A 20,815-nucleotide genomic window follows, 5' to 3' on the forward strand; every position below is an offset into this window, starting at 1 on the left:
TCCATGTGCGGACGATTTGCGCTAACGGCGACACCCGAAGATGTGGCGGAATCTCTCGGTCTCCTGGAAACGGAGGGCTTTCCCCCACGGTTCAACATCGCGCCGACCCAACCCATTCTCGTCGTCATTGCCGGCGATCGCCAGCAGCCGGGCAGCAACCTGCCGGAGCGCAGGGCGCTGCTCGTGCGCTGGGGCTTTACCCCCTCCTGGGTGAAGGATCCGCGCGATTTTCCGCTACTGATCAATGCACGTGCCGAAACCGCGATAGGCAAGGCCTCGTTCAAGGCGGCGATGCGCCATCGGCGCATTCTCATTCCTGCTTCCGGTTTCTACGAATGGCATCGCCCGCCTAAGGAGAGCGGCGAGCCCTCGCAGGCCTACTGGATACGTCCTAAAAATGGCGGCATCGTCGCTTTCGCCGGTCTAATGGAGACCTGGTCCTCGGCGGATGGCTCGGAGGTCGATACCGGCGCCATCCTCACCACGCGCGCCAACACCCGGATTGCCGATATCCACGAGCGCATGCCCGTCGTCATCAAACCCGAGGATTTTGCCCGCTGGCTCGACTGCAAGTCGCAGGAACCGCGCGATGTCGCCGACCTCATGGCGCCGGCCAGCGATGACTACTTCGAAGCCATCGCCGTATCCGACAAAGTGAACAAGGTGGCAAACACCGGCGCCGATCTCCAGATCCCGGTGAGCGTTGCGACAAGGCCTGCCTCCAAGCTGAAGGAGCCTCCGGCAGACCGTCAGTTGTCGCTTTTTTGAGGGATCAGGCGAATTGCTTCGGCAGAGCAGGCTTCTTGACCGGCTTTGGCTTGACTTGCAAAGCGGCGGCAAGGACGGCCTTCAGGCCGAGCGGACGGTATTGGGCGACAAGATTGGCCGCCTCTCGCGGACTGTGCTTGTCGGTCTTTTTACCAGGCATTTCAAACTCTCCTTTGGTGCTTTCCCTAGCTGGAAACGCTTCGTTCCGGTGTGTTGTCCTCCAAAACGGCGTTCCTTATTGTGCCCCAGGAAACAGGCAGCAATGTGCAAGTGCCTGAAAGCCTTGATTCCCCGGGTGTGCGGCGTCTCCAGATAAGCCCAAACATGACAAAACAATGGCGAGTTCTTCGACATCCCGAGATATGACGATTGGGCACCGCGTGACCTCTTGACCGGGCGCACGCGAAGCGCGATAACGCTGCCCATGAAAACGGTTATCTGCATCATCTGCCGGATTATTATTCGCTAGCCTCGACGCTGGCCTGGCCGTTTTCGTCTCCCAAACATCAAGATGACAACGCGAAGGTCCAGCCGGGCGATTGCGTGTATTTGAAGTGATGCGGAAGGGGAGAATGGAATGGCCGGACAGCCGATACTGAAACTGTACAACACGCTGACACGGGAGAAGGCGGCTTTCACGCCGATCGACCCGACGAATGTCCGCATGTATGTCTGCGGCCCGACCGTTTACGACTACGCCCATATCGGCAACGCGCGGCCTGCCATCGTCTTCGACGTGCTGTTCCGGCTGCTGCGCCACGTCTATGGCGAAAACCACGTCACCTATGCCCGCAACATCACCGACGTCGATGACAAGATCAACGCGCGGGCGCTGCGCGACCATCCCGGCCTGCCGCTGAACGAAGCCATCCGCCTCGTCACCGAGAAGACCGAGACGCAGTATCTGCAGGACGCCAAGGCGCTCGGCTGCCTGGACCCGACCGTGCAGCCGCGGGCGACCGAAAACATCGCCGGCATGATCGAGATCATCGAAAGGCTGATCGCCAAAGGCCATGCCTATCAGGCAGAAGGCGAGGTGCTGTTCGATACGCGCTCGATGGCCGATTACGGACGGCTCTCCAACCGCAACCTCGAGGACCAGCAGGCGGGTGCCCGCGTGGCCGTCGATGCGCACAAGAAGAACCCCGGCGATTTCGTGCTCTGGAAGCTGTCGTCCGACAGTGAGCCCGGCTGGGAAAGCCCCTGGGGCCGTGGCCGTCCGGGCTGGCATATCGAATGCTCGGCCATGAGTGAGCGTTATCTCGGTGAGGTCTTCGACATTCACGGCGGCGGGCTGGACCTGATCTTCCCGCACCATGAAAACGAGATCGCCCAGTCGCGCTGCGCCCACGGCACCGACGTCATGGCCAATGTCTGGATGCACAACGGCTTCCTGCAGGTCGAAGGCCGCAAGATGTCGAAGTCCGAAGGCAATTTCGTCACCATCTACGAATTGCTGCACACGGAAAAGTTCGGCGGCCGCAAGTGGCCGGGCGAGGTCCTGCGTCTGGCAATGCTGATGACCCATTACCGCGAGCCGATCGATTTTTCGATCAAGCGGCTGGAGGAGGCGGAGCGGCTTCTCGCCAAATGGCCGGTGGTCAAGGAAAGCGGCGCGGCACCCGACGCGACGGTGGTCAATGCGCTCGCCGACGATCTCAATACGGTCGCAGCGGTGCAGGCGCTGCACGCTCTCGCCCAGGCTGCCAATGCCGAGCCGGCTCTGCTTGCAACTTATGCCGCGAGCGCGGCTCTGCTCGGCGTTCGGCCGAAGGAAACAGAGGTCGACGAAGCCCTGGCCTCCGCTGTTGACGCCCTGGTGGCGATGCGGCTGGAAATGCTCAAGGCCAAGAACTTCGCCGAAGCCGACAAGATCCGCGAGGAACTCGCCGCCAAGGGCATCCAGCTGAAGGACGGCAAGGATGCGGCGACCGGCGAGCGGGTGACGACGTGGGAGGTCAAGCGGTGACGATCGCCACCCCCCTCTGTCACTTCGTGACATCTCCCCCACAAGGGGGGAGATCGGGGACTCGCGGCAACCGTCAATTTTCCTCGCGGGTGACGGCAGCAAACTGGATTGATTTGCCCGGTCGGTGTGCCCAGAGTGTTGGTGTGTCTGTTGAGCAGGGCGCTCGCCACGGGAAGGATCACCATGACTGACCTCGTCCACACCGGCGGCTGCCAATGCGGCGCCGTCCGTTTCCGCGTCGAAGGTGTCCTCGGCGACGCCTCCGTCTGCCATTGCCGCATGTGCCAGAAGGCGGCCGGCAATTTCTATCTGCCGCTGGTTTCCGTGCGCGGGGCCAGGCTCACCTGGGCGCGCGGCGAGCCGAAGCGGTTTCAGTCGTCGAATGCAGTGTTCCGGGGTTTCTGCGGCGATTGCGGCACGCCGCTGACCTATGAGGCACCGGATGGCGTGGCGCTGGCGATCGCGGCCTTCGACAAGCCGCAGGGCATCGTTCCGCAGATCCAGTGGGGCACCGAGGCAAAGCTGCCCTATGTCGATCACATCCCGGACCTGCCGGGCGAGGACACGATGGCGGATCAGGATGCGGCGTCCTTTCTTGCAACGCTCGTGTCTTACCAGCATCCGGACCACGATACGGCCGAGTGGCCACCGAAGGGGCGCGAATGAGCATTTCCCGCATCTATACCGGCGGCTGCCAGTGCGGCGCGGTGCGCTATCGGGCGGAAGGCACACTCGGTGATCCGCATCTGTGCCATTGCCGCATGTGCCAGAAGGCGGCCGGCAATTATTTCATGCCGCTTGCCAATGCGCCGCTCGCGTCGTTCCGCATCACGCGGGGGGAACCGAGCTGGTTTCACTCCTCGCAATTTGCCCGGCGCGGTTTTTGCGCCGCCTGCGGCACGCCGCTGTTCTACGACATGCCGGGGGCGGATTTCATCAATATCGTGCTCGGTTCGCTCGACGATCCCTATGATGTGCGGCCCCTGACGCAGTCCGGCATGGAATCGTGCGTCCCGTGGTTTTCACATCTGCCGGGGCTGCCGGGCAAGGAGACCGATGCCGCTAGCGATGCAGGCGCGGAACGGCATCTGGCGATCCTTGAAACGAACCGCCAGCATCCCGATTACGACACTGAACATTGGCCACCGGAGGAATAGACATGAGCGAGACCATTCGAACCGGAGGCTGCCAGTGCGGCGCCGTGCGTTTCAGGATTCACGGAGCGCTCGGCCGTCCGTCGATCTGCCATTGCCGCATGTGCCAGAAGGCCTTTGGCGGCTTTTTCGGGCCGCTTGTCACCGCGCCGGACGGCGGCGTCGAGTGGACGCGTAACGAGCCGAACTATTTCCAGTCGTCGGTGAACATCAGCCGCGGTTTTTGCGCATCCTGCGGCACGCCGCTGACCTATCGTCATCCCGGTGGTCTCGAAATCGCCATCGGGGCCTTCGACGACCGAAGCGACCTCGCGCCGCAGATCCAGGTCAACTACGCCTCCCGGCTGCCCTGGGTGACGACGATCTTCGACCAGCCGGTCCATGAGGATCCGGACTACTATTCAAAGCAGGAACAGATCATCTCCTTCCAGCATCCCGATCACGATACGGCCGAATGGCCTACCCATGGTTTGAATCTATGACAGCAGAACTGCGCACGCTCTATCCGGAAATCGAACCTTATGCGTCCGGCCATCTCGATGTCGGCGATGGCCACGTGATCTATTGGGAGAAGGCCGGGACGCCCGGCGCCAAGCCCGCCGTCTTCCTGCATGGCGGCCCCGGCGGCACCATCTCGCCGAACCATCGGCGCCTGTTCGACCCTGCGCGTTACGACGTCACCCTGTTCGACCAGCGCGGCTGCGGCAAGTCGACCCCGCATGCCGAGCTTGGCGCCAACACGACCTGGCATCTCGTCGCCGATATCGAGCGGCTGCGCGAATTGGCCGGCGTCGACAAATGGCTGGTCTTCGGCGGTTCCTGGGGCTCGACGCTGGCGCTCGCCTATGCGCAAAAGCATCCTGAGCGCGTTTCGGAACTCGTCGTGCGCGGCATCTATACGCTGACGAGGGCCGAACTCGACTGGTACTATCAGTTCGGCGTCTCGGAAATGTTCCCGGACAAGTGGGAGCGCTTCATCGCGCCGATCCCGCCGGAAGAGCGTCACGAGATGATGCTTGCCTATCACCGGCGCCTGACCAGCGACGACCGGGCGATCCGTCTTGCCGCTGCCAAGATCTGGAGCATCTGGGAGGGCGAGACGATCACGCTCTTGCCGGAACCCGCGACCAGTGACAAGTTCGAGGAAGACGAATTCGCCTACGCATTCGCCCGCATCGAAAACCATTTCTTCGTCAACGCCGGCTGGCTGGAGGAGGGGCAGCTGCTGCGTGATGCGCACAGGCTGCATGGCATTCCCGGCGTCATCGTCCACGGCCGCTACGACATGCCGTGCCCGGCGAAATATGCCTGGGCGCTGCACAAGGCTTGGGGTCAGGCCGAGTTCCATCTGGTCGAAGGCGCAGGTCATGCCTATTCCGAGCCCGGCATTCTCGACAGGCTCATCCGGGCAACCGACCGGTTTGCGGGGAAGATGTGATGATTGTGTCTGCGGCTCGTACCCCCCTCTGTCACTCCGTGACATCTCCCCCACAAGGGGGGAGATTGTTCATTTCCCTTACCGGCCTCCTGGTAAGGCGAGCACAAAATATGCGTTTGATCTCCCCCCTTGCGGGGGAGATGTCGGCGTCGCCGACAGAGGGGGGTAGGCCGCCGCGAACTCAGAGCGCCCCATCATCGGAGGCATTGCAGTGAAAGAACGCATCTATCTCTTCGACACCACGCTTCGCGACGGGCAGCAGACGCCGGGGATCGATTTTTCCGTCGAGGACAAGATCGCCATCGCCAAGATGCTGGACGAATTCGGCATCGACTATGTCGAGGGCGGCTATCCGGGTGCCAACCCGACCGATACGGAGTTTTTTGGGAAGAAGCGCACCGAGAAGGCACGCTTCGTCGCCTTCGGCATGACCAAGCGCGCCGGCGTGTCGGCGTCCAACGATCCGGGGCTGACGGCGCTCCTGCAGGCGCAAAGCGACGCGATCTGTCTTGTCGCCAAGAGCTGGGATTATCATGTCCGCGTGGCGCTCGGCTGTTCCAACGAGGAAAATCTCGAGGCGATCCGCACCTCCGTCGAAGCCGTCGTGCAAAGCGGCCGCGAGGCGATGATCGACTGCGAGCATTTCTTCGATGGCTACAAGGCCAATCCCGGCTACGCACTGGCTTGCGCCAAGACGGCCTATGACGCCGGCGCGCGCTGGGTGGTGCTCTGCGACACCAATGGCGGCACCCAGCCACCGGAGATCCGCGACATCGTCGCCGCGGTGATCGCCCATGGGGTGCCCGGTGCCAATCTCGGCATCCACGCCCATAACGATACCGGTCAGGCGGTCGCCAATTCGCTGGCAGCGGTCGAGGCCGGCGTGCGCCAGGTTCAGGGCACGCTGAACGGCATCGGCGAGCGCTGCGGCAACGCCAATCTCGTCACGCTGATCCCGACGCTGGCGCTCAAGGAAGCCTATAACCGCCGTTTCGAGACAGCGATCGATGCCGATCGGCTGCAGGAGCTGACCCAGCTTTCCCATTCCTTCGACGAGCTTCTGAACCGCTCGCCGGATCATCAGATGCCCTATGTCGGCGCCTCCGCCTTCGCCACCAAGGCCGGCATTCATGCGTCCGCGTTGCTGAAGGACCCGCGCACCTACGAGCATGTGACGCCGGAAAGCGTCGGCAACCTGCGCAAGGTCATGGTGTCGGACCAGGGCGGCAAGGCCAATTTCATCAATGCCCTGAAACGGCGCGGCATCGTCGTCTCCAAGGATGATCCGAAGCTCGACAGGCTGATTTCCATCGTCAAGGAACGCGAGGCGACCGGCTATGCCTATGAAGGCGCCGATGCGAGCTTCGCCATCCTCGCCCAGCGCATCCTCGGCTCGGTGCCGGATTTCTTCCTGGTCGACAGTTTCCGCGTCATGGTCGAGCGCCGCTTCGATGCCAACGGCAAGCTGAAGACCGTCTCCGAAGCCGTGGTGAAGGTCTCGGTCGACGGCGAGACGATGATGTCGGTCGCCGAAGGCCACGGCCCCGTCAATGCGCTCGATCTGGCGCTGCGCAAGGATCTCGGCAAATACCAGTCGGAGATCGAGGATCTGGAACTGGTTGACTACAAGGTGCGCATCCTCAACGGCGGCACCGGAGCCGTTACCCGCGTCCTGATCGAATCCGTCGACGCCACCGGCGCCCGCTGGTGGACGGTCGGCGTGTCCGACAACATCATCGACGCCTCCTTCCAGGCACTGATGGATTCGATCGTGTTCAAGCTGTTGAAGAACCGCGATCAGGCGGGTCTGGCGGCGGCGGAGTAGGGGGAGGCGACGGCCGGTGCGCCCTGTGCTATGACTATTTGGGCGTGCAGCGTGGCAATGTCGAGGAGACTTCAATGAGCGAAATCCATCGGATCACCGTCGATCCAGAGCAGTGCGGCGGCCGCCCGACGCTTCGCAACCTTCGCATCCGCGTCAAGGACGTGCTGGACCTGCTGGCGGCAGGGGCCAGTCATGCTGAGATTCTCCAGGATTACCCCGCGCTCGAAGAGGGCGACATTTTGGCCGCGCTCGAATATGCCGCGCGCCAAAGCGACCATCCTGTCCTTCACGTCGCCTAATGCGGTTCCTGGTCGACGCGCAATTGCCGCCGGCGCTTGCGCGTTGGCTGACTATACGCGGCTACGAAGCGGTGCATGTTTCTGAAAAGGGAATGCAAGCCGCGACCGATCGGCTGATCTGGGACTGCGCTTTGATCGAGGGCTGGGTCATCGTCACGAAGGACGAGGACTTTGCCCAGCACAAGGTGTTCACGCAAGCTGGCCCGGCTGTGGTCTGGATTAGGTGGCCTAATACGCGACGCCACCAACTCCTCGTCCGGTTCGAAGCGGTTCTACCCACGATCGTCGCCGCGCTTGTGCGCGGCGAAACATTGATAGAAGTCGTTTGACGACGCTCACAACACCAGCCGGAACTTCGCAAACCCATCCGCACCGTCGCCGGCATCCTCGATCTTCACGCCCTTGACGTCGGCGATCAGCCCGCGTGCCTTCGGGCCGCTCTCGAAAACCGCGGTCGCACCTTCCACCGGCTTGAAGCTCCAGTTGCCGTCGGCGGACGGGTTGATCGTGCCTTCGGCGATGATGTAGCGGACGATGACGTCGCGGTTGGTGTCGGGGGCTGCGAACACCACCTTGTCGGCGGCGATCTCGGGGAACTTGCCGCCGCCGCCGGCGCGATAGTTGTTGGAGGCGACGACGAATTTCTGCGCAGGGTCGATCGGCTTGCCCTCGAAGGACAGGTGCTGGATGCGGTTCGAGTTGGGATTCACCGCGTTGCCGTCCTTGTCGTATTTGGCCGGCTGCGAGAGGTCGATCTCATAGGTCACGCCGTCGATGACGTCGAAATTGTAGGAGGGAAAGTCGGGGTTCAGCAGCGGCGCATCCTTTGCGCCCGGTTCGACGGTGTTGAACATGCCGGCTGACATTTCCAGCCAGTTCATCACCTGCGCGCCGGTGATGACGACCGCTTGCACGGTGTTCGGATAGAGATAGAGATCGGCAACGTTCTTGATGGCGATGTCGCCGGCTGGGACGTCGGTGTAGTAGTCAGCGCCGCCGCGGCCGCCGGACTTGAACGGGGCGGCTGCCGAAAGCACGGGCAGGTCCTTGTATTCCGTGTCCTTCAGCATCTCCTTGATGTACCAGGTCTGCGCATTGGAGACGATCTGCACGGACGGGTCGTCCGCCACCAGCGCGAAATAGGAATAGAGCGGTGCCGATGTCTTGCCGACCGGGGTGCGGACATAGGCGAGCGTCGCCTCATGCTCGGCATTGGCGGCATTCAGCACATCCGCCCTGTCCGCCACGTCGGCGACGACCTTCTTGTCCTGACGGTGGTAGATCGGTCGCGCCTCGGTGGTGAAGTCGACGATCCGCCAGCTCTTGCCGTCCTTTTCGATGAGCAGGTCGATCAGGCCGAGATGCGATCCCCAGAAGCCGCCCATCACCGCCGGTTTGCCGAGCAGCGTGCCCTTGGCGGGATCGACGCCCTCGATGCCGTCGAAGCTCTTGGTGCCGGGGAAGACGAGGTGCTGGTGGCCGGTGAAAACCGCATCGATGCCCTCGACGCCGGCGAGATAGAGCGAGGCATTTTCCATCCGCTCGCTCTGCCCGCTGCCATCGATGCCGGAGTGGGAAAGCGCGATGATGATGTCGGCGCCGTCTTCCTTCATGGCCGGCACCCAGGCCTTGGCCGCCTCGACGATGTCGCGGGTCTCAGCCTTGCCCTCCAGGTTCTTGATATCCCAGAGCATGATCTGCGGCGGCACGAAGCCGATGATGCCGATCTTCACCGGACTGGTGGCGCCCGAGCCGTCGGTGACGATCTTCTCGACCACCGTATAGGGCTTGAAGAACAGTTCGTCCTTCTTCGGGTCGGAGGCGAGCTGCCCCTTGGTCAGGTTGGCGCAGACGTAAGGGAAATTGGCTCCGGCGAGCACCTTGAACATGTAATCCAGGCCATAGTTGAACTCATGGTTCCCCAGCGTGCCGGCCTCGTAACCGAGCACGTTCATCGCCTTGATGACCGGGTGGACATCTCCGTCCTTCATGCCGCGCTGATAGGCCATGTAGTCGCCCATCGGGTTGCCCTGCAGGAAATCGCCATTGTCGATGAGGAAGGAATTGCCGGCCTCGGCGCGGATGGCGTCGATGATCGAGGCGGTGCGGGCAAGCCCCATCGTGTCGTTCGGCTTGTCGCCGTAGTAGTCGTAAGGGAAGACGTGGACGTGGATGTCGGTCGTTTCCATGATGCGCAGATGCGCCTGGTTGCCGGCCGCGCGGGCAGCAAAGGGATGCAGCAGGATGAGGGCGGACGTGGCGGCGGCACCGCTCAAGAGCGAGCGGCGGGTTATCGGGTGGAGCGCGAGGTTGGAAGACATCATGAAGTCCCTTCGTCTGACCGGTCGTTGCCTGGCTGAAACCTAGGGTGGGAAGCTGCGGAATGCACCCCGCAAAATATCACCTATTTTCCGCGGGTCTCGATCAGCCCTGCTGTACGCAAGTTCACGGAAATGAATTGGTTGATCAACGGTCTTTGGAGTAGGACGAGCCAACGATAAAATTCTCGACGGGATGGAACGCCATGGCTGATGCGGAAAAAACACCGGTGGTGCAGAACGGCGATTCGCCGCGCGGCTTCGCCTTCGCGCTGACGGCCTACCTGCTGTGGGGTTTCCTGCCTTTCTTCATGAAAGCCGTTGCCCATATCCCGGCCTTTGAGGTTGTCGCCCACCGGATCGTCTGGTCACTGCCGCTCGCGGGAGCCGTGCTCGTCCTGCTTGGCCGCACCGATGACATAAGGATGGCGCTGCGCTCCCCGCGCATGCTGAAGATGGCGATGGTCACTGCCGTCCTCATCACCATCAACTGGGGCATCTATGTCTGGGCGATCGGGGCAGGGCGGGCGCTCGAGACCGCGCTCGGCTATTACATCAACCCGCTGTTCTCTATCTTCCTCGGCGCCGTGCTCCTCAAGGAAAAGCTCAATCCGGCGCAGATCGTCGCCATCGTTCTCGCCGCAATCGCCGTCGTCGTTCTCGCCTTCGACGCGGGTGGCCTGCCCTGGGTCTCGATCGGCCTCGCGCTCTCCTGGGGCCTCTATGCCTTTTTCCGCAAGACCCTGCCGGTCGGGCCCAATCAGGGGTTCTTCCTGGAAGTGCTGCTGCTCAGCGTGCCGGCGCTCGGCTACATCGCCTATCTGGAAGCCTCGGGGCAGGGCCACTTCTTCGATACAGGCCTTGTCGATGTCGCCTTGCTCATGGCCTGCGGCGTCGTCACCGCCGTACCGCTGATGATCTACGCCAACGGCGCCAAGCTGCTGCGGCTCTCGACCATCGGCATCATGCAGTACATCGCCCCGACGATGATCTTCCTCATCGCCGTGTTCGTTTTCCACGAACCCTTCGGCACGCCGAAGCTCATCGCCTTCATTTTGATCTGGGCGGCGCTGGCGGTCTACTCGACGTCGATGCTCATGGAAAGCCGAGCGCGGCGCGCTGTGGTGGCAAGCCCGGCGGAATAATACGGGCTGGCCAGGCAATATCTCAAAGCTTGGAGATGATCCCGGCCTCGCCGTCGCGATCGACTTCGCTTGCCCAATGGGCCAGCAATGTGGGAACGACCTCCTCCGCCGCGTCGATGACGAGCGGCTGGACGAGATGGGCGGTGTGGATGAAGCCGGCTTCCGCCATGTGCTGGACCAGCGTCATCAGCGGATCCCAGAAGCCGTTGACATTGACGAGCACGATCGGCTTGCGGTGACGGCCGAGCTGCGCCCAGGTCATGATCTCGACGATCTCCTCGAGCGTGCCGATGCCGCCCGGCAGGGTGACGAAGGCGTCGGAGCGCTCGAACATCTTGTGCTTGCGGTCATGCATGTCGGGCGTCACGATGAGTTCGCTGAGCTGCCCGAGCGAATGGCGCGTCGCCTCCATATCCATCAGAAATTCTGGTATAATGCCGGTAACGCGGCCACCGTGCGAAAGAACGCCGCTTGCGACCGCGCCCATGATGCCCTTCGTGCCGCCGCCATAGACGAGCCGAAGATGGTTTTCGGCGATGGATTTGCCGAGAATACGGCCGGCATTGATAAAGGATTGGTCGCGACCCGGCTGCGAGCCGCAATAGACGCAAATGGATCGAATCGGGATATTTTTCTCGTTCATGGCCCAAAGAGACAATGCGCCGCAGCACGCGTCAAGAAAAATGACGGAAAACAGGGCCGCGGCTCCGTCCGAATATGCGGTGGTGCTTGTGGAAAGCAGCGGAAATCGTTAGCAATTTTTAAGAATGAGCAGACGATATGTACGGGGGCTGATTCCGCAAGATTAGGCAAACGGAAAGCGGCAGGCATGTAGGCTTGGGGAGAGCCATCCTTTCGCGCCCATGTCGGGCACAGGCGGCTCGGGCCATTTGGAGAAATGCATGATGAAGAACAAGGCCGGCTGGGTGGCCCTTATCGTCCTGGCAATTGCATCCCTGCTGATGGTTTTCTTTGTGCTGCCGAATATCAACAAGGGCAAGGACACGCTCACGGCCGATGCCCCGGCGGACAAGTCGGCGACCTTGGCCGAACCGAAGAGCGCAAAGTCCACTGCCGGAGGCGAGGCGGCGACCGACACCGCCAATTCCACCGATCCGGTTGCTGCGTGGACAGTGCCGGGTTTCGATGTCCTGCGCGTCGAACCGGACGGGTCGACGGTCATTGCGGGGCGGGCTCAGCCCAATACCAAGCTTGAAATCATGAGCGGCGATACTGTCATCGGCACGGCGGATGTCGGGGCGGCAGGCGATTTTGCCGCGGTCTTCGAGAAGCCGCTTGCAGCCGGTGACTATCAACTGACGCTGCGCAGCGTCGGTGAAAACGGCGCGACCAAGTCCTCGGAGGAAGTCGCCACCGTTTCGATCCCCAAGGACAAGGCCGGCGAACTGCTCGCCATGGTGTCGAAGCCGGGCGAGGCGAGCCGCATCATCACCAAACCGGTGACCGAGGCAAAGCCTGCCGATGCGGCTGCCCAGCCAGCGACGGCGACGGGCGAAGTTGCAAAGGCAGAGCCTGTTCCCGGTGCATCGACGACAGCGACGCCGACCGATACCGCCGTTCCGTCCCAGATCCCAGGAACCGGCGAGAACCCGGCCGTCGCTGTCTCCGCGGTCGAGATCGAAGGCAGGAAGATTTTCGTCGCCGGCAACGCCAAGGCTGGAGCGCTGGTGCGCGTCTATGCCGATGACAAGCCTGTCGGCGAAATCAAGGCCGACGAGCAGGGGCGTTTCGTCGTTGAAGGCGCGATCGACCTGCCGGTCGGCGGCCACACGATCCGCGCCGACGTGATGGGCGCTGACGGCAGCACCGTTGAAACGCGTGCGTCCGTTCCCTTCGATCGCCCGGCCGGCGATCAGGTGGCAGCGGTCGCTCAACCCGGTGTGCAAGGCACCGTGGCGCCCCTCGAGGGCGGCAGTTTCGATGGCCTGCGGATGGAGGCGACGAAGGCGCTTGGCCTGCTCAAGGGGCTGTTTGCGGATGGCAAGGTGCCGACCGCGGAAGAACTGGCGGCGGCGCGCTCGGCAACGGAAATCGCCCTGAAGTCGCTCGCCGATTTCAAGGTCGCCGACAATCTCGATGCCGGCGTCAAGGAAATGGCGGCCAAGACGGCCAAGTCCGCGGCCGATGCGCTTGCCGTGCTGAAGGCGCTGCCGGCGGATGCCGCCAGCGTTTCCGCATCGCTCGGCAAGATCGAGGCGGCGGTCGGCTCGGCGCTGATGCCGCGTACCGACGGCACCGGCGGCAATGCGGTCGCAACGGATACAACGACCCAGCCGGTACAGAACGAGGTCGGAAAGCCGGCGGCGGAAACGGCCGAGAAGCCTTCCGCAGGGTTAGCCACGCCTTCCGCAGAGTCAGGCGTTGCCGCTGCGACAGGCACCGACAGTGCCGCACCGGCCGAGAAACCGGCAACCGGGCAGGCAGCTGCCGAGCCGGAAACGGTGCAGCAGGCGCCGCTGCAGCAGAGCAAGACGTCGGTGATCATCCGCCGTGGCGATACGCTCTGGCAGATTTCGCGCCGCGTCTATGGTGCGGGGGTTCGCTACACGACGATCTATCTCGCCAACGAGGACCAGATCGCCAATCCGGACCGTATCTTGCCGGGCCAGATCTTCGGCGTGCCGGACGAGGCCATGTCTGAGACTGAAGCGCGGGAGATGCACCGCAAGCACGTGAAGCATCTGCCGTGATCGGTTTTCGCCGGCGCTCCATTGCGGCCGGTCTTTATGAAGCCTATCTGAAACGAAAAGCGGCGCCTTGAAAAAGGCGCCGCTTTTGATTGGAGATTGCGGGCGCGCTTTCCATCGATGGTCATCGTGGTGACATCCAAAGCGCGCAGAGGCTGTCGAGAAACAACAGTCGAAGAACGAAGGCGGACACGCACGTGGCAGCGCAGAAGAAGACGGTATCGGCGGACGCAGGCAATCCGCTGCAGACGATCATCAATCTCTGGCCCTATATGTGGCCGACCGACCGTACCGACCTCAAGATGCGCGTCGTCTGGGCGACCCTCATCCTGCTGGTCGCCAAGATCGTGCTGCTGCTCGTCCCCTATTTCTTCAAATGGGCGACCGATGCCTTGAACGGCAGGACCGACATTGTCGGCGTTCTCCCCGCCGTCTTCACCGGCGCCGTGATGCTCGTGCTTGCCTATAACCTGGCGCGCTTGCTGCAGGCGGGACTGAACCAGCTGCGCGACGCACTCTTTGCCAGTGTCGGCCAGCATGCGGTGCGCCAGCTTGCCTATCGCACCTTCGTTCACATGCACCAGCTGTCGCTGCGCTTCCACCTGGAACGCCGCACCGGCGGACTGTCGCGCATCATCGAGCGCGGCACCAAGGGCATCGAAACCATCGTCCGGTTCACCATCCTGAATACGGTGCCGACCCTGATCGAGTTCCTTATGACGGCGGTGGTCTTCTGGTGGGGGTATGGCTTCGGCTACCTGGCTGTGACCGCCATCACTGTCTGGCTCTATATCTGGTTCACGATCAAGGCGAGCGACTGGCGCATCTCGATCCGCCGCTCGATGAACGACAGCGATACAGACGCCAATACCAAGGCGATCGATTCCCTTCTCAACTTCGAGACGGTCAAGTATTTCGGCAACGAGGAGATGGAGGCCAAGCGTTTCGACCAGTCCATGGCGCGCTACGAGCGGTCCGCCACGCAGGTCTGGACCTCGCTCGGCTGGCTCAACTTCGGCCAGGCGCTGATCTTCGGCGCGGGCACCGCGGTCATGATGGTCATGTCGGCCTTGGCCGTGCAGCGCGGCGAGCAGACGCTCGGCGATTTCGTCTTCATCAATGCGATGCTGATACAGCTTGCCATTCCGCTCAACTTCATCGGCTTCGTCTATCGCGAAATCCGCCAGGGCCTGACGGATATCGAGAAGATGTTCGACCTGCTCGACGTTCAGGCCGAGGTCGTCGACAGTCCGGACGCGAAGGAACTGGTGATCGATCGCGGCGCGATCGCCTTCAAGGACGTGCATTTCGCCTATGATCCCGCCCGCCCGATCCTCAAGGGCATCAGTTTCGAGGTGCCGGCCGGCAAGACCGTCGCCGTCGTCGGTCCCTCGGGCGCCGGCAAATCGACGCTGTCGCGGCTTCTCTACCGTTTCTACGATGTCCAGCAGGGCGCCATCACCATCGACGGCCAGGACGTGCGCGACGTGAAGCAGAAGAGCCTGCGCGCCGTGATCGGCATGGTGCCGCAAGATACGGTGCTGTTCAACGACACGATCGCCTACAACATCCGCTACGGCCGCACCTCGGCGACGCAGGCGGAAATCGAGGCGGCGGCGGATATCGCCCAGATCGGCGAATTCATCGAGAGCCTGCCGGAAGGCTACGGCGCCATGGTCGGCGAGCGCGGCCTGAAGCTGTCGGGCGGCGAGAAGCAGCGCGTCGCCATCGCCCGCACGGTGCTGAAAAGCCCGCCGATCCTGATCCTCGACGAGGCGACCTCGGCGCTCGACACCCGCACCGAGCAGGAGATCCAGGCAGCACTCGATATCGTCTCGCAGAACCGCACGACGCTGGTCATCGCCCACCGCCTGTCGACGGTCATCCACGCCGACGAGATCATCGTGCTCAAGGATGGCGGCATCGCCGAGCGGGGCACGCACGGGGAACTTATCGACCGCGACGGCCTTTATGCCTCCATGTGGAACCGCCAGCGTGAAGCAACGCAGGCCGAGGAAATGCTGAAGAAGGTCCGCGAAAGCGATGACCTGGGAGTTGTCGTGCGCGGTGCAGCGGCAGTGTGAGGGGAGCGCAGGATTTAGGCAGTGGGTAATAGCCAATAGGCAATAGGCAATAGGCAATAGGCAAGGAGGTCCAAGCCGCTCTACTGCCTACTGCCCACTGCCTATCGCTTTGCCGCATTGCCCGGCCCGCCATTTCCCTGTACGTCCTAGCCGAACGAAAATCTGGAGATCCCTTTTCATGAGCTTGATCAATACGGTGCGCAACACGCTGGTTCCGGTGCACAAGGAAGGTTATCGCTTCATTGCCGGTTTCTTCGTCGTCTCGCTGATCCTCGGATTTCTCTGGGAGCCGCTGATGTGGATCGGCTTCGTCCTGACGGCATGGTGCGCCTATTTCTACCGCGACCCCGAACGCATGACTCCGCTCGATGACGATCTCGTCATCAGCCCCGCCGACGGCCGCGTCTCCTCGATCGCGCTCGTCACGCCGCCGGACGAACTTGGCCTTGGCACCGACCCGATGCTGCGCATCTCGGTGTTCATGAATGTCTTCAATGGCCACGTGAACCGCGCGCCGATGCGTGGCACGATCCGCCGCATCGCCTATCGCGCCGGCAAGTTCGTCAATGCCGAGCTTGACAAGGCGAGCCACGAAAACGAGCGCAACGGCCTCGTCATCGAAACCGCCCACGGCGAAATCGGCGTTGTCCAGATCGCCGGCCTCGTCGCCCGCCGCATCGTCTGCTGGTCGGCGGAAGGCGATACGCTGCAGCCGGGCGAGCGCTTCGGCCTCATTCGTTTCGGCTCCCGGCTCGACGTCTTCCTTCCAGAGGGGGCGCAGCCGCGCGTCAGCCTCGGCCAGACCGCGATTGCCGGCGAAACCGTGCTTGCGGAATTCGGCTCCGCCAAGGGTCCGGTCATCAGCCGCCGCGGTTGATCGGCGGCGTCATCGAAACTGGAACAGGAGCACGTCATGGAAACGCCCTTTCCGTCCTTTGAACCGAACGGCCCGAACGACGAGGCGCGGGGCCCGCGCCTTCGGGAAATTCCGCTCAGGCTGATCGTGCCCAACATGATCACCGTGCTTGCCATTTGCGCCGGCCTCTCGGGCGTCCGGCTGGCGTTCGAAAACCGCTTCGAGCTCGCCGTCGCCATGGTTCTGGTCGCGGCCTTCCTCGACGGCATCGACGGCCGGGTGGCACGGCTGATGAAGGCGACCTCGAAGTTCGGTGCGCAGATGGATTCGCTCGCCGATATCGTCAATTTCGGCGTCGCGCCGGCGCTGGTTCTTTACGCCTTCGTTCTCGACCAGGCCCGTTCGCTCGGCTGGATCGCAGCGCTGATCTATGTCATCGCCGCCGGCCTGCGGCTTGCCCGTTTCAACGTCATGGCCGAGCGCGAAGTGAAGGCCTCCTGGCAGTCGGAATATTTCGTCGGCGTGCCGGCGCCGGCCGGCGCCATGCTGGTCCTCCTGCCGATGTATCTCGGTCTTCTCGGCCTTGCCCCGGACCGCCTCGTCGCCGTGGTGTCATCCGCCTATACCGTGCTGATCGCCTTCCTGCTGGTCAGCCGCCTGCCGGTCTGGTCCGGCAAGTCGGAAAACCGCGTCCGCCGCGATCTCGTCCTGCCCGTCATCCTCTTCGTCGTGCTCTACGTCGCGACGCTGATGAGCTTCACCTGGGAGACGATGGTGATCACCGCCGTCGGATATCTCCTCAGCCTGCCGTTCGGGGCGCGCAAATGGCAGAAGAAATACGGCGACTGGCCGCTCCATCCGGATCACCCGGTGCCGGTCGAGGACGGGCTGCCGGAAGACAAGAAGTAGGGCTTTGGCTACTCATAAAGAAAGCCGCCGCGAGAAACCCGCGGCGGCTTTTTCAGTTTCCGTATTCGAAGATCAAGCCGGCAGCCGATAGTCGACGATCCGGTTCTCTCGCAGGATGAAGAGCTTGCCGGTCTGCGTCTGGTCCGGCCCGACCAGCGGCAGCAGCTTGGCGGCGACTTCCGAGGGATGCGGCACGGTCGACGGATCCTCGCCGGGAATTGCCTGCGCGCGCATGGCGGTTCTGGTGGCACCCGGATCGACGCTGAGGATGCGCAGCGGCAGGCGTTGCGTCTCGCCGGCCCAGGTGCGCGCCAAGGCCTCGACCGCAGCCTTGGAGGCGGAGTAGGGGCCCCAGAACGGCTTGCACTTGTGGGCGGCGCTGGAGGACAGGATCAGCGCGCGGCCGGCGTCCGACTGCTGCAAGAGCGGATCGACCGAGCGGATCAGCCGCCACGTCGCGGTGACGTTGATGGTCATCACCTTCTCGAACACCTTGGCCTCGACATGGCCGATCGGCGAGATGACGCCGAGCACGCCGGCATTGGCAACGAGGATGTCGAGTTTGCCCCAGCGTTCATGGATGGCGCCGCCGAGCTTGTCGATTGCCGCCATGTCGGCAAGGTCGAAGGGAACCAGGGTTGCCGGCAGCCTGCCCGCAGCCTTGATCGCATCGTCCAGTTCTTCCAGCCCGCCGATGGTGCGGGCGCAGGCGATCACCTGGGCGCCGGCCTTGGCCAGCTCAAGTGCGGTGAAATAGCCGATGCCGCGCGATGCGCCGGTGACCAGTGCTATGCGGCCCTTGAGATCGATCATGTCTGAGTGGCTCCGAATTCATTGATGCGGGCTTGCTGTGCCACACGTCCGGTGCCGGGCGCAAGTCAGCCTGTGGCATGTTCAAGAGAGGAAGGGAGGTTTCCTCGAATCCCTGCCGATCCGAGGAGCCCTGTCAGCCGTTGCTGGCAAGCACCGACAGCTTGAGCCCGGCGGTTTCGCCGTTCTTGTCGAGAAGCCGGGTCGGATAGTCGCCGGTGAAATAATGATCGGTGAACTGCGGACGGGCCGGATTGCGGTCCTCGCCGCCGACGGCGCGGTAGAGCCCGTCGATCGTCAGGAACTCCAGCGAGTCGGCGCCGATATATTTCGCCATCGCCTTGACGTCGGCATACTGGTTGGCGAGCAGCTTGTCGGCGTTCGGTGTGTCGATGCCGTAGAAGTCGGGATAGAAGATCATTGGGCTGGCAACGCGGACATGGACTTCGGTCGCGCCTGCATCGCGGATCATCTGCACGATCTTCAGCGAGGTGGTGCCGCGCACGATCGAATCGTCGACCAGCACGACGCGCTTGCCCTCGATCATGGCGCGGTTGGCCGAATGCTTCAGCTTGACGCCGAAGGCGCGGATCTGCTGCGTCGGCTCGATGAAGGTGCGCCCGACATAGTGGTTGCGGATGATGCCGTATTCGAAGGGAATGCCGCTCGCCTGGGCATAGCCAAGCGCCGCCGGCGTGCCGCCGTCCGGAACCGGCACGACCACGTCGCCTTCGACCGGCGATTCCTTGGCGAGATTGATGCCCATGTTCTTGCGCGCCACATAGACGCTGCGGCCGCCGACGACCGAATCGGGGCGGGCGAAATAGACATATTCGAACAGGCAGAGGCGTTCCGGCTGCGCGTTCGCCGGCTTGCGGGCGTCGATGTCGATCGAGCCGTCCGGCTGGATTTCGCAGATGATGACTTCGCCGTTTTCGACGTCGCGAATATATTTCGCGCCGATGATGTCGAGCGCGCAGGTTTCCGAGCAGAAGATCGGCTTGCCGTCGAGCTCGCCCATGACCAGCGGCCGGATGCCGGTCGGGTCGCGCGCCGCAATCAGCTTGGTGCGCGTCATGGCGAGCATCGAATAGCCGCCCTCCATCTGCCGGATCGCGTCGATGAAGCGGTCAGCCGTGGAGCTGTGGCGCGAGCGGGCAATCAGGTGAAGCACGACCTCGGTGTCCGAGGTCGACTGACAGATGGCGCCGGTGGCAATGATCTGGCGGCGCAGCGTCAGGCCGTTGGTGAAGTTGCCGTTGTGGGCAATGGCGATGCCGCCGACTTCGAGTTCCGCAAACAGCGGCTGTACGTTGCGCAGCGCCACTTCGCCGGTGGTGGAGTAGCGGGTATGGCCGATGGCGATCGAACCGGGCAATTTGGCGAGGATCGCCGGATCGGTATAGTGGTCGCCGACCAGGCCCATGCGCTTTTCGGTGCGGAACTGCCTGCCGTCGAAGGTGACGATGCCGGCCGCTTCCTGCCCGCGATGCTGGAGCGCATGCAGGCCGAGCGCCGTCAAGGTCGCGGCGTCCTGATGCCCGAGGATACCGAAGACGCCGCATTCCTCGTGCAGCGTATCGCCATCGAATTCGTCGTTGATCTCTTCGGATCGCAAATGGGTCATCGCTGTTGGCCTTTATCCTAAGGGCAGGAACGCGTTGCGCATATTGTATCGGGTCATCGGCCCTTCAAGCCACAGGGACTTGAGGGAATTGCATGCCATCATTGCTAAATGGACAGAGCCCGCCGGAGCGGGCCCATATTTTTCCATCACTCGGCCTTAGCCGTTGGTCGCCGCGCCATTGGTCGCGGGCGTTTCCTCGGCCGGCGGCTGAGTGGTCGCGCCGCCAGTGCCTTCGTTCTCGCCTTCGCCGGTCGTATCCTTGCCGCGCAGGCGGTCGAGGATCGTCGCGTCGGCGTTTTCCGGCAGGAGCGCGATCAGCTTGCCGCCGAGATTGTCGAGCAGGGGCTTTGACTTGGCAGTCGTCACCCAACCCGGCTGCTGCTGCGGCGCGACCAGCCAGTTGAAGAACAGCATGGCGACGACGACCAAAAGAATACCGCGGGCAGCGCCAAAGAGGAAGCCGAGCGTCCGGTCAAGCGCACCGATACGGCTGTCGATGATGAAATCGGCGATCCGCATGGTGATGAACGAGATGACGATCAGGGCGATGAGGAAGACCACGCCGGCCGAGCCGATCATCGCGACGGTGTCGCTGCTGGTGTAGTTCTTCGCGTAAGGCAGGAGAAAGGGGTAGAGGAAATAGGCGGCAGCGGCGGCGCCGATCCAGCTTGCGACCGACAGCACTTCCCGGGAAAAGCCGCGCACCATTGCCAGGATGGCCGAGAAAAGCGCGACGCCGAGAACGATACCGTCGAGAATTGTAATGGGCATATTGTGCTACTCCGAAACCGCCTGCTGCGCCGCGCGTCACATCGGACGCGCAAGGACGCAACAACCCCTTTGTATCCGCTGCATAATTTTTAAATCGAGCGCGATTTAAAAACTATGCAGCGCGACCCCGCGCT

General features: G+C 62.9%; 20 protein-coding genes. 14 read left to right on the forward strand and 6 right to left on the reverse strand.

Going from position 1 to position 20,815, the window contains the following annotated elements:
• The first annotated feature begins 3 nt into the window (after positions 1-3).
• Positions 4-768 (forward strand): SOS response-associated peptidase, encoded by a 765-nt coding sequence (locus A3AY_RS0131670; protein ID WP_018329686.1) that lies wholly within the window; start codon positions 4-6, stop codon positions 766-768.
• A 4-nt stretch (positions 769-772) separates the two neighbouring features.
• On the opposite strand, the gene A3AY_RS39960 is transcribed toward A3AY_RS0131670, so the two are convergent.
• Positions 773-928 (reverse strand): hypothetical protein, encoded by a 156-nt coding sequence (locus A3AY_RS39960; protein ID WP_018329687.1) that lies wholly within the window; start codon positions 926-928, stop codon positions 773-775.
• Between the two features lie 417 nt (positions 929-1,345).
• Here A3AY_RS39960 and cysS point away from each other — a divergent pair, with 417 nt between their 5' ends.
• From cysS to A3AY_RS0131715, 8 genes are all read left to right on the forward strand, one after another.
• On the forward strand, positions 1,346-2,737 hold the full coding sequence (gene cysS, locus A3AY_RS0131680) for a cysteine--tRNA ligase (RefSeq protein WP_018329688.1): 1,392 nt from the start codon (positions 1,346-1,348) through the stop codon (positions 2,735-2,737).
• A 183-nt stretch (positions 2,738-2,920) separates the two neighbouring features.
• Positions 2,921-3,403 (forward strand): GFA family protein, encoded by a 483-nt coding sequence (locus tag A3AY_RS0131685; RefSeq protein WP_018329689.1) that lies wholly within the window; start codon positions 2,921-2,923, stop codon positions 3,401-3,403.
• Positions 3,400-3,894, forward strand: a complete 495-nt coding sequence (locus tag A3AY_RS0131690; protein WP_018329690.1) for a GFA family protein — start codon at positions 3,400-3,402, stop codon at positions 3,892-3,894. Before A3AY_RS0131685 ends, A3AY_RS0131690 begins: the two co-directional genes overlap by 4 nt.
• Before the next feature lie 2 nt (positions 3,895-3,896).
• Positions 3,897-4,373 carry a GFA family protein gene (locus A3AY_RS0131695; RefSeq protein ID WP_018329691.1) on the forward strand — a complete coding sequence of 159 codons (477 nt, stop codon included), beginning with the start codon at positions 3,897-3,899 and terminating at the stop codon, positions 4,371-4,373.
• Positions 4,370-5,329 carry a prolyl aminopeptidase gene (gene pip / locus A3AY_RS0131700; protein ID WP_018329692.1) on the forward strand — a complete coding sequence of 320 codons (960 nt, stop codon included), beginning with the start codon at positions 4,370-4,372 and terminating at the stop codon, positions 5,327-5,329. Before A3AY_RS0131695 ends, pip begins: the two co-directional genes overlap by 4 nt.
• Before the next feature lie 211 nt (positions 5,330-5,540).
• On the forward strand, positions 5,541-7,154 hold the full coding sequence (gene cimA / locus A3AY_RS0131705; RefSeq protein WP_018329693.1) for a citramalate synthase: 1,614 nt from the start codon (positions 5,541-5,543) through the stop codon (positions 7,152-7,154).
• Positions 7,155-7,228: 74 nt separating this feature from the next.
• Positions 7,229-7,453 carry a DUF433 domain-containing protein gene (locus A3AY_RS0131710; protein WP_018329694.1) on the forward strand — a complete coding sequence of 75 codons (225 nt, stop codon included), beginning with the start codon at positions 7,229-7,231 and terminating at the stop codon, positions 7,451-7,453.
• Complete coding sequence (locus tag A3AY_RS0131715) at positions 7,453-7,782, forward strand: DUF5615 family PIN-like protein (protein WP_018329695.1); 330 nt, start codon at positions 7,453-7,455, stop codon at positions 7,780-7,782. Before A3AY_RS0131710 ends, A3AY_RS0131715 begins: the two co-directional genes overlap by 1 nt.
• 6 nt (positions 7,783-7,788) lie before the next feature.
• Here A3AY_RS0131715 and A3AY_RS0131720 read toward each other — a convergent pair whose 3' ends face one another.
• Complete coding sequence (locus tag A3AY_RS0131720) at positions 7,789-9,774, reverse strand: bifunctional 2',3'-cyclic-nucleotide 2'-phosphodiesterase/3'-nucleotidase (protein ID WP_026204034.1); 1,986 nt, start codon at positions 9,772-9,774, stop codon at positions 7,789-7,791.
• 203 nt (positions 9,775-9,977) lie between these two features.
• Here A3AY_RS0131720 and rarD point away from each other — a divergent pair, with 203 nt between their 5' ends.
• Positions 9,978-10,916 (forward strand): EamA family transporter RarD, encoded by a 939-nt coding sequence (gene rarD / locus A3AY_RS0131725; protein WP_018329697.1) that lies wholly within the window; start codon positions 9,978-9,980, stop codon positions 10,914-10,916.
• Positions 10,917-10,938: 22 nt separating this feature from the next.
• Here the strand turns inward: rarD and A3AY_RS0131730 are convergent, their stop codons facing one another.
• Positions 10,939-11,559 carry an LOG family protein gene (locus A3AY_RS0131730; protein ID WP_018329698.1) on the reverse strand — a complete coding sequence of 207 codons (621 nt, stop codon included), beginning with the start codon at positions 11,557-11,559 and terminating at the stop codon, positions 10,939-10,941.
• Between the two features lie 259 nt (positions 11,560-11,818).
• Here A3AY_RS0131730 and A3AY_RS0131735 point away from each other — a divergent pair, with 259 nt between their 5' ends.
• From A3AY_RS0131735 to pssA, 4 genes are all read left to right on the forward strand, one after another.
• Complete coding sequence (locus A3AY_RS0131735; protein WP_018329699.1) at positions 11,819-13,627, forward strand: LysM peptidoglycan-binding domain-containing protein; 1,809 nt, start codon at positions 11,819-11,821, stop codon at positions 13,625-13,627.
• A 194-nt stretch (positions 13,628-13,821) separates the two neighbouring features.
• The gene (locus A3AY_RS0131740) at positions 13,822-15,708 is read left to right on the forward strand and encodes an ABCB family ABC transporter ATP-binding protein/permease (RefSeq protein WP_026204035.1); all 1,887 of its coding nucleotides are present in this window, start codon (positions 13,822-13,824) and stop codon (positions 15,706-15,708) included.
• Between the two features lie 178 nt (positions 15,709-15,886).
• Positions 15,887-16,585, forward strand: a complete 699-nt coding sequence (locus tag A3AY_RS0131745; RefSeq protein WP_018329701.1) for a phosphatidylserine decarboxylase — start codon at positions 15,887-15,889, stop codon at positions 16,583-16,585.
• Positions 16,586-16,621: 36 nt separating this feature from the next.
• The gene (gene pssA / locus A3AY_RS36685) at positions 16,622-17,473 is read left to right on the forward strand and encodes a CDP-diacylglycerol--serine O-phosphatidyltransferase (RefSeq protein WP_018329702.1); all 852 of its coding nucleotides are present in this window, start codon (positions 16,622-16,624) and stop codon (positions 17,471-17,473) included.
• A 72-nt stretch (positions 17,474-17,545) separates the two neighbouring features.
• On the opposite strand, the gene A3AY_RS0131755 is transcribed toward pssA, so the two are convergent.
• From A3AY_RS0131755 to A3AY_RS0131765, 3 genes are all read right to left on the reverse strand, one after another.
• A complete protein-coding gene (locus A3AY_RS0131755) occupies positions 17,546-18,286 on the reverse strand; it encodes an SDR family NAD(P)-dependent oxidoreductase (RefSeq protein WP_018329703.1) in 741 nt (246 codons plus the stop codon).
• A gap of 133 nt (positions 18,287-18,419) precedes the next feature.
• A complete protein-coding gene (purF, locus tag A3AY_RS0131760; protein ID WP_018329704.1) occupies positions 18,420-19,910 on the reverse strand; it encodes an amidophosphoribosyltransferase in 1,491 nt (496 codons plus the stop codon).
• 156 nt (positions 19,911-20,066) lie between these two features.
• Complete coding sequence (locus A3AY_RS0131765; protein WP_018329705.1) at positions 20,067-20,681, reverse strand: CvpA family protein; 615 nt, start codon at positions 20,679-20,681, stop codon at positions 20,067-20,069.
• Between the last annotated feature and the right edge of the window lie 134 nt (positions 20,682-20,815).

This window comes from Rhizobium giardinii bv. giardinii H152 (genome assembly GCF_000379605.1).
GTDB lineage: Bacteria > Pseudomonadota > Alphaproteobacteria > Rhizobiales > Rhizobiaceae > Pararhizobium > Pararhizobium giardinii.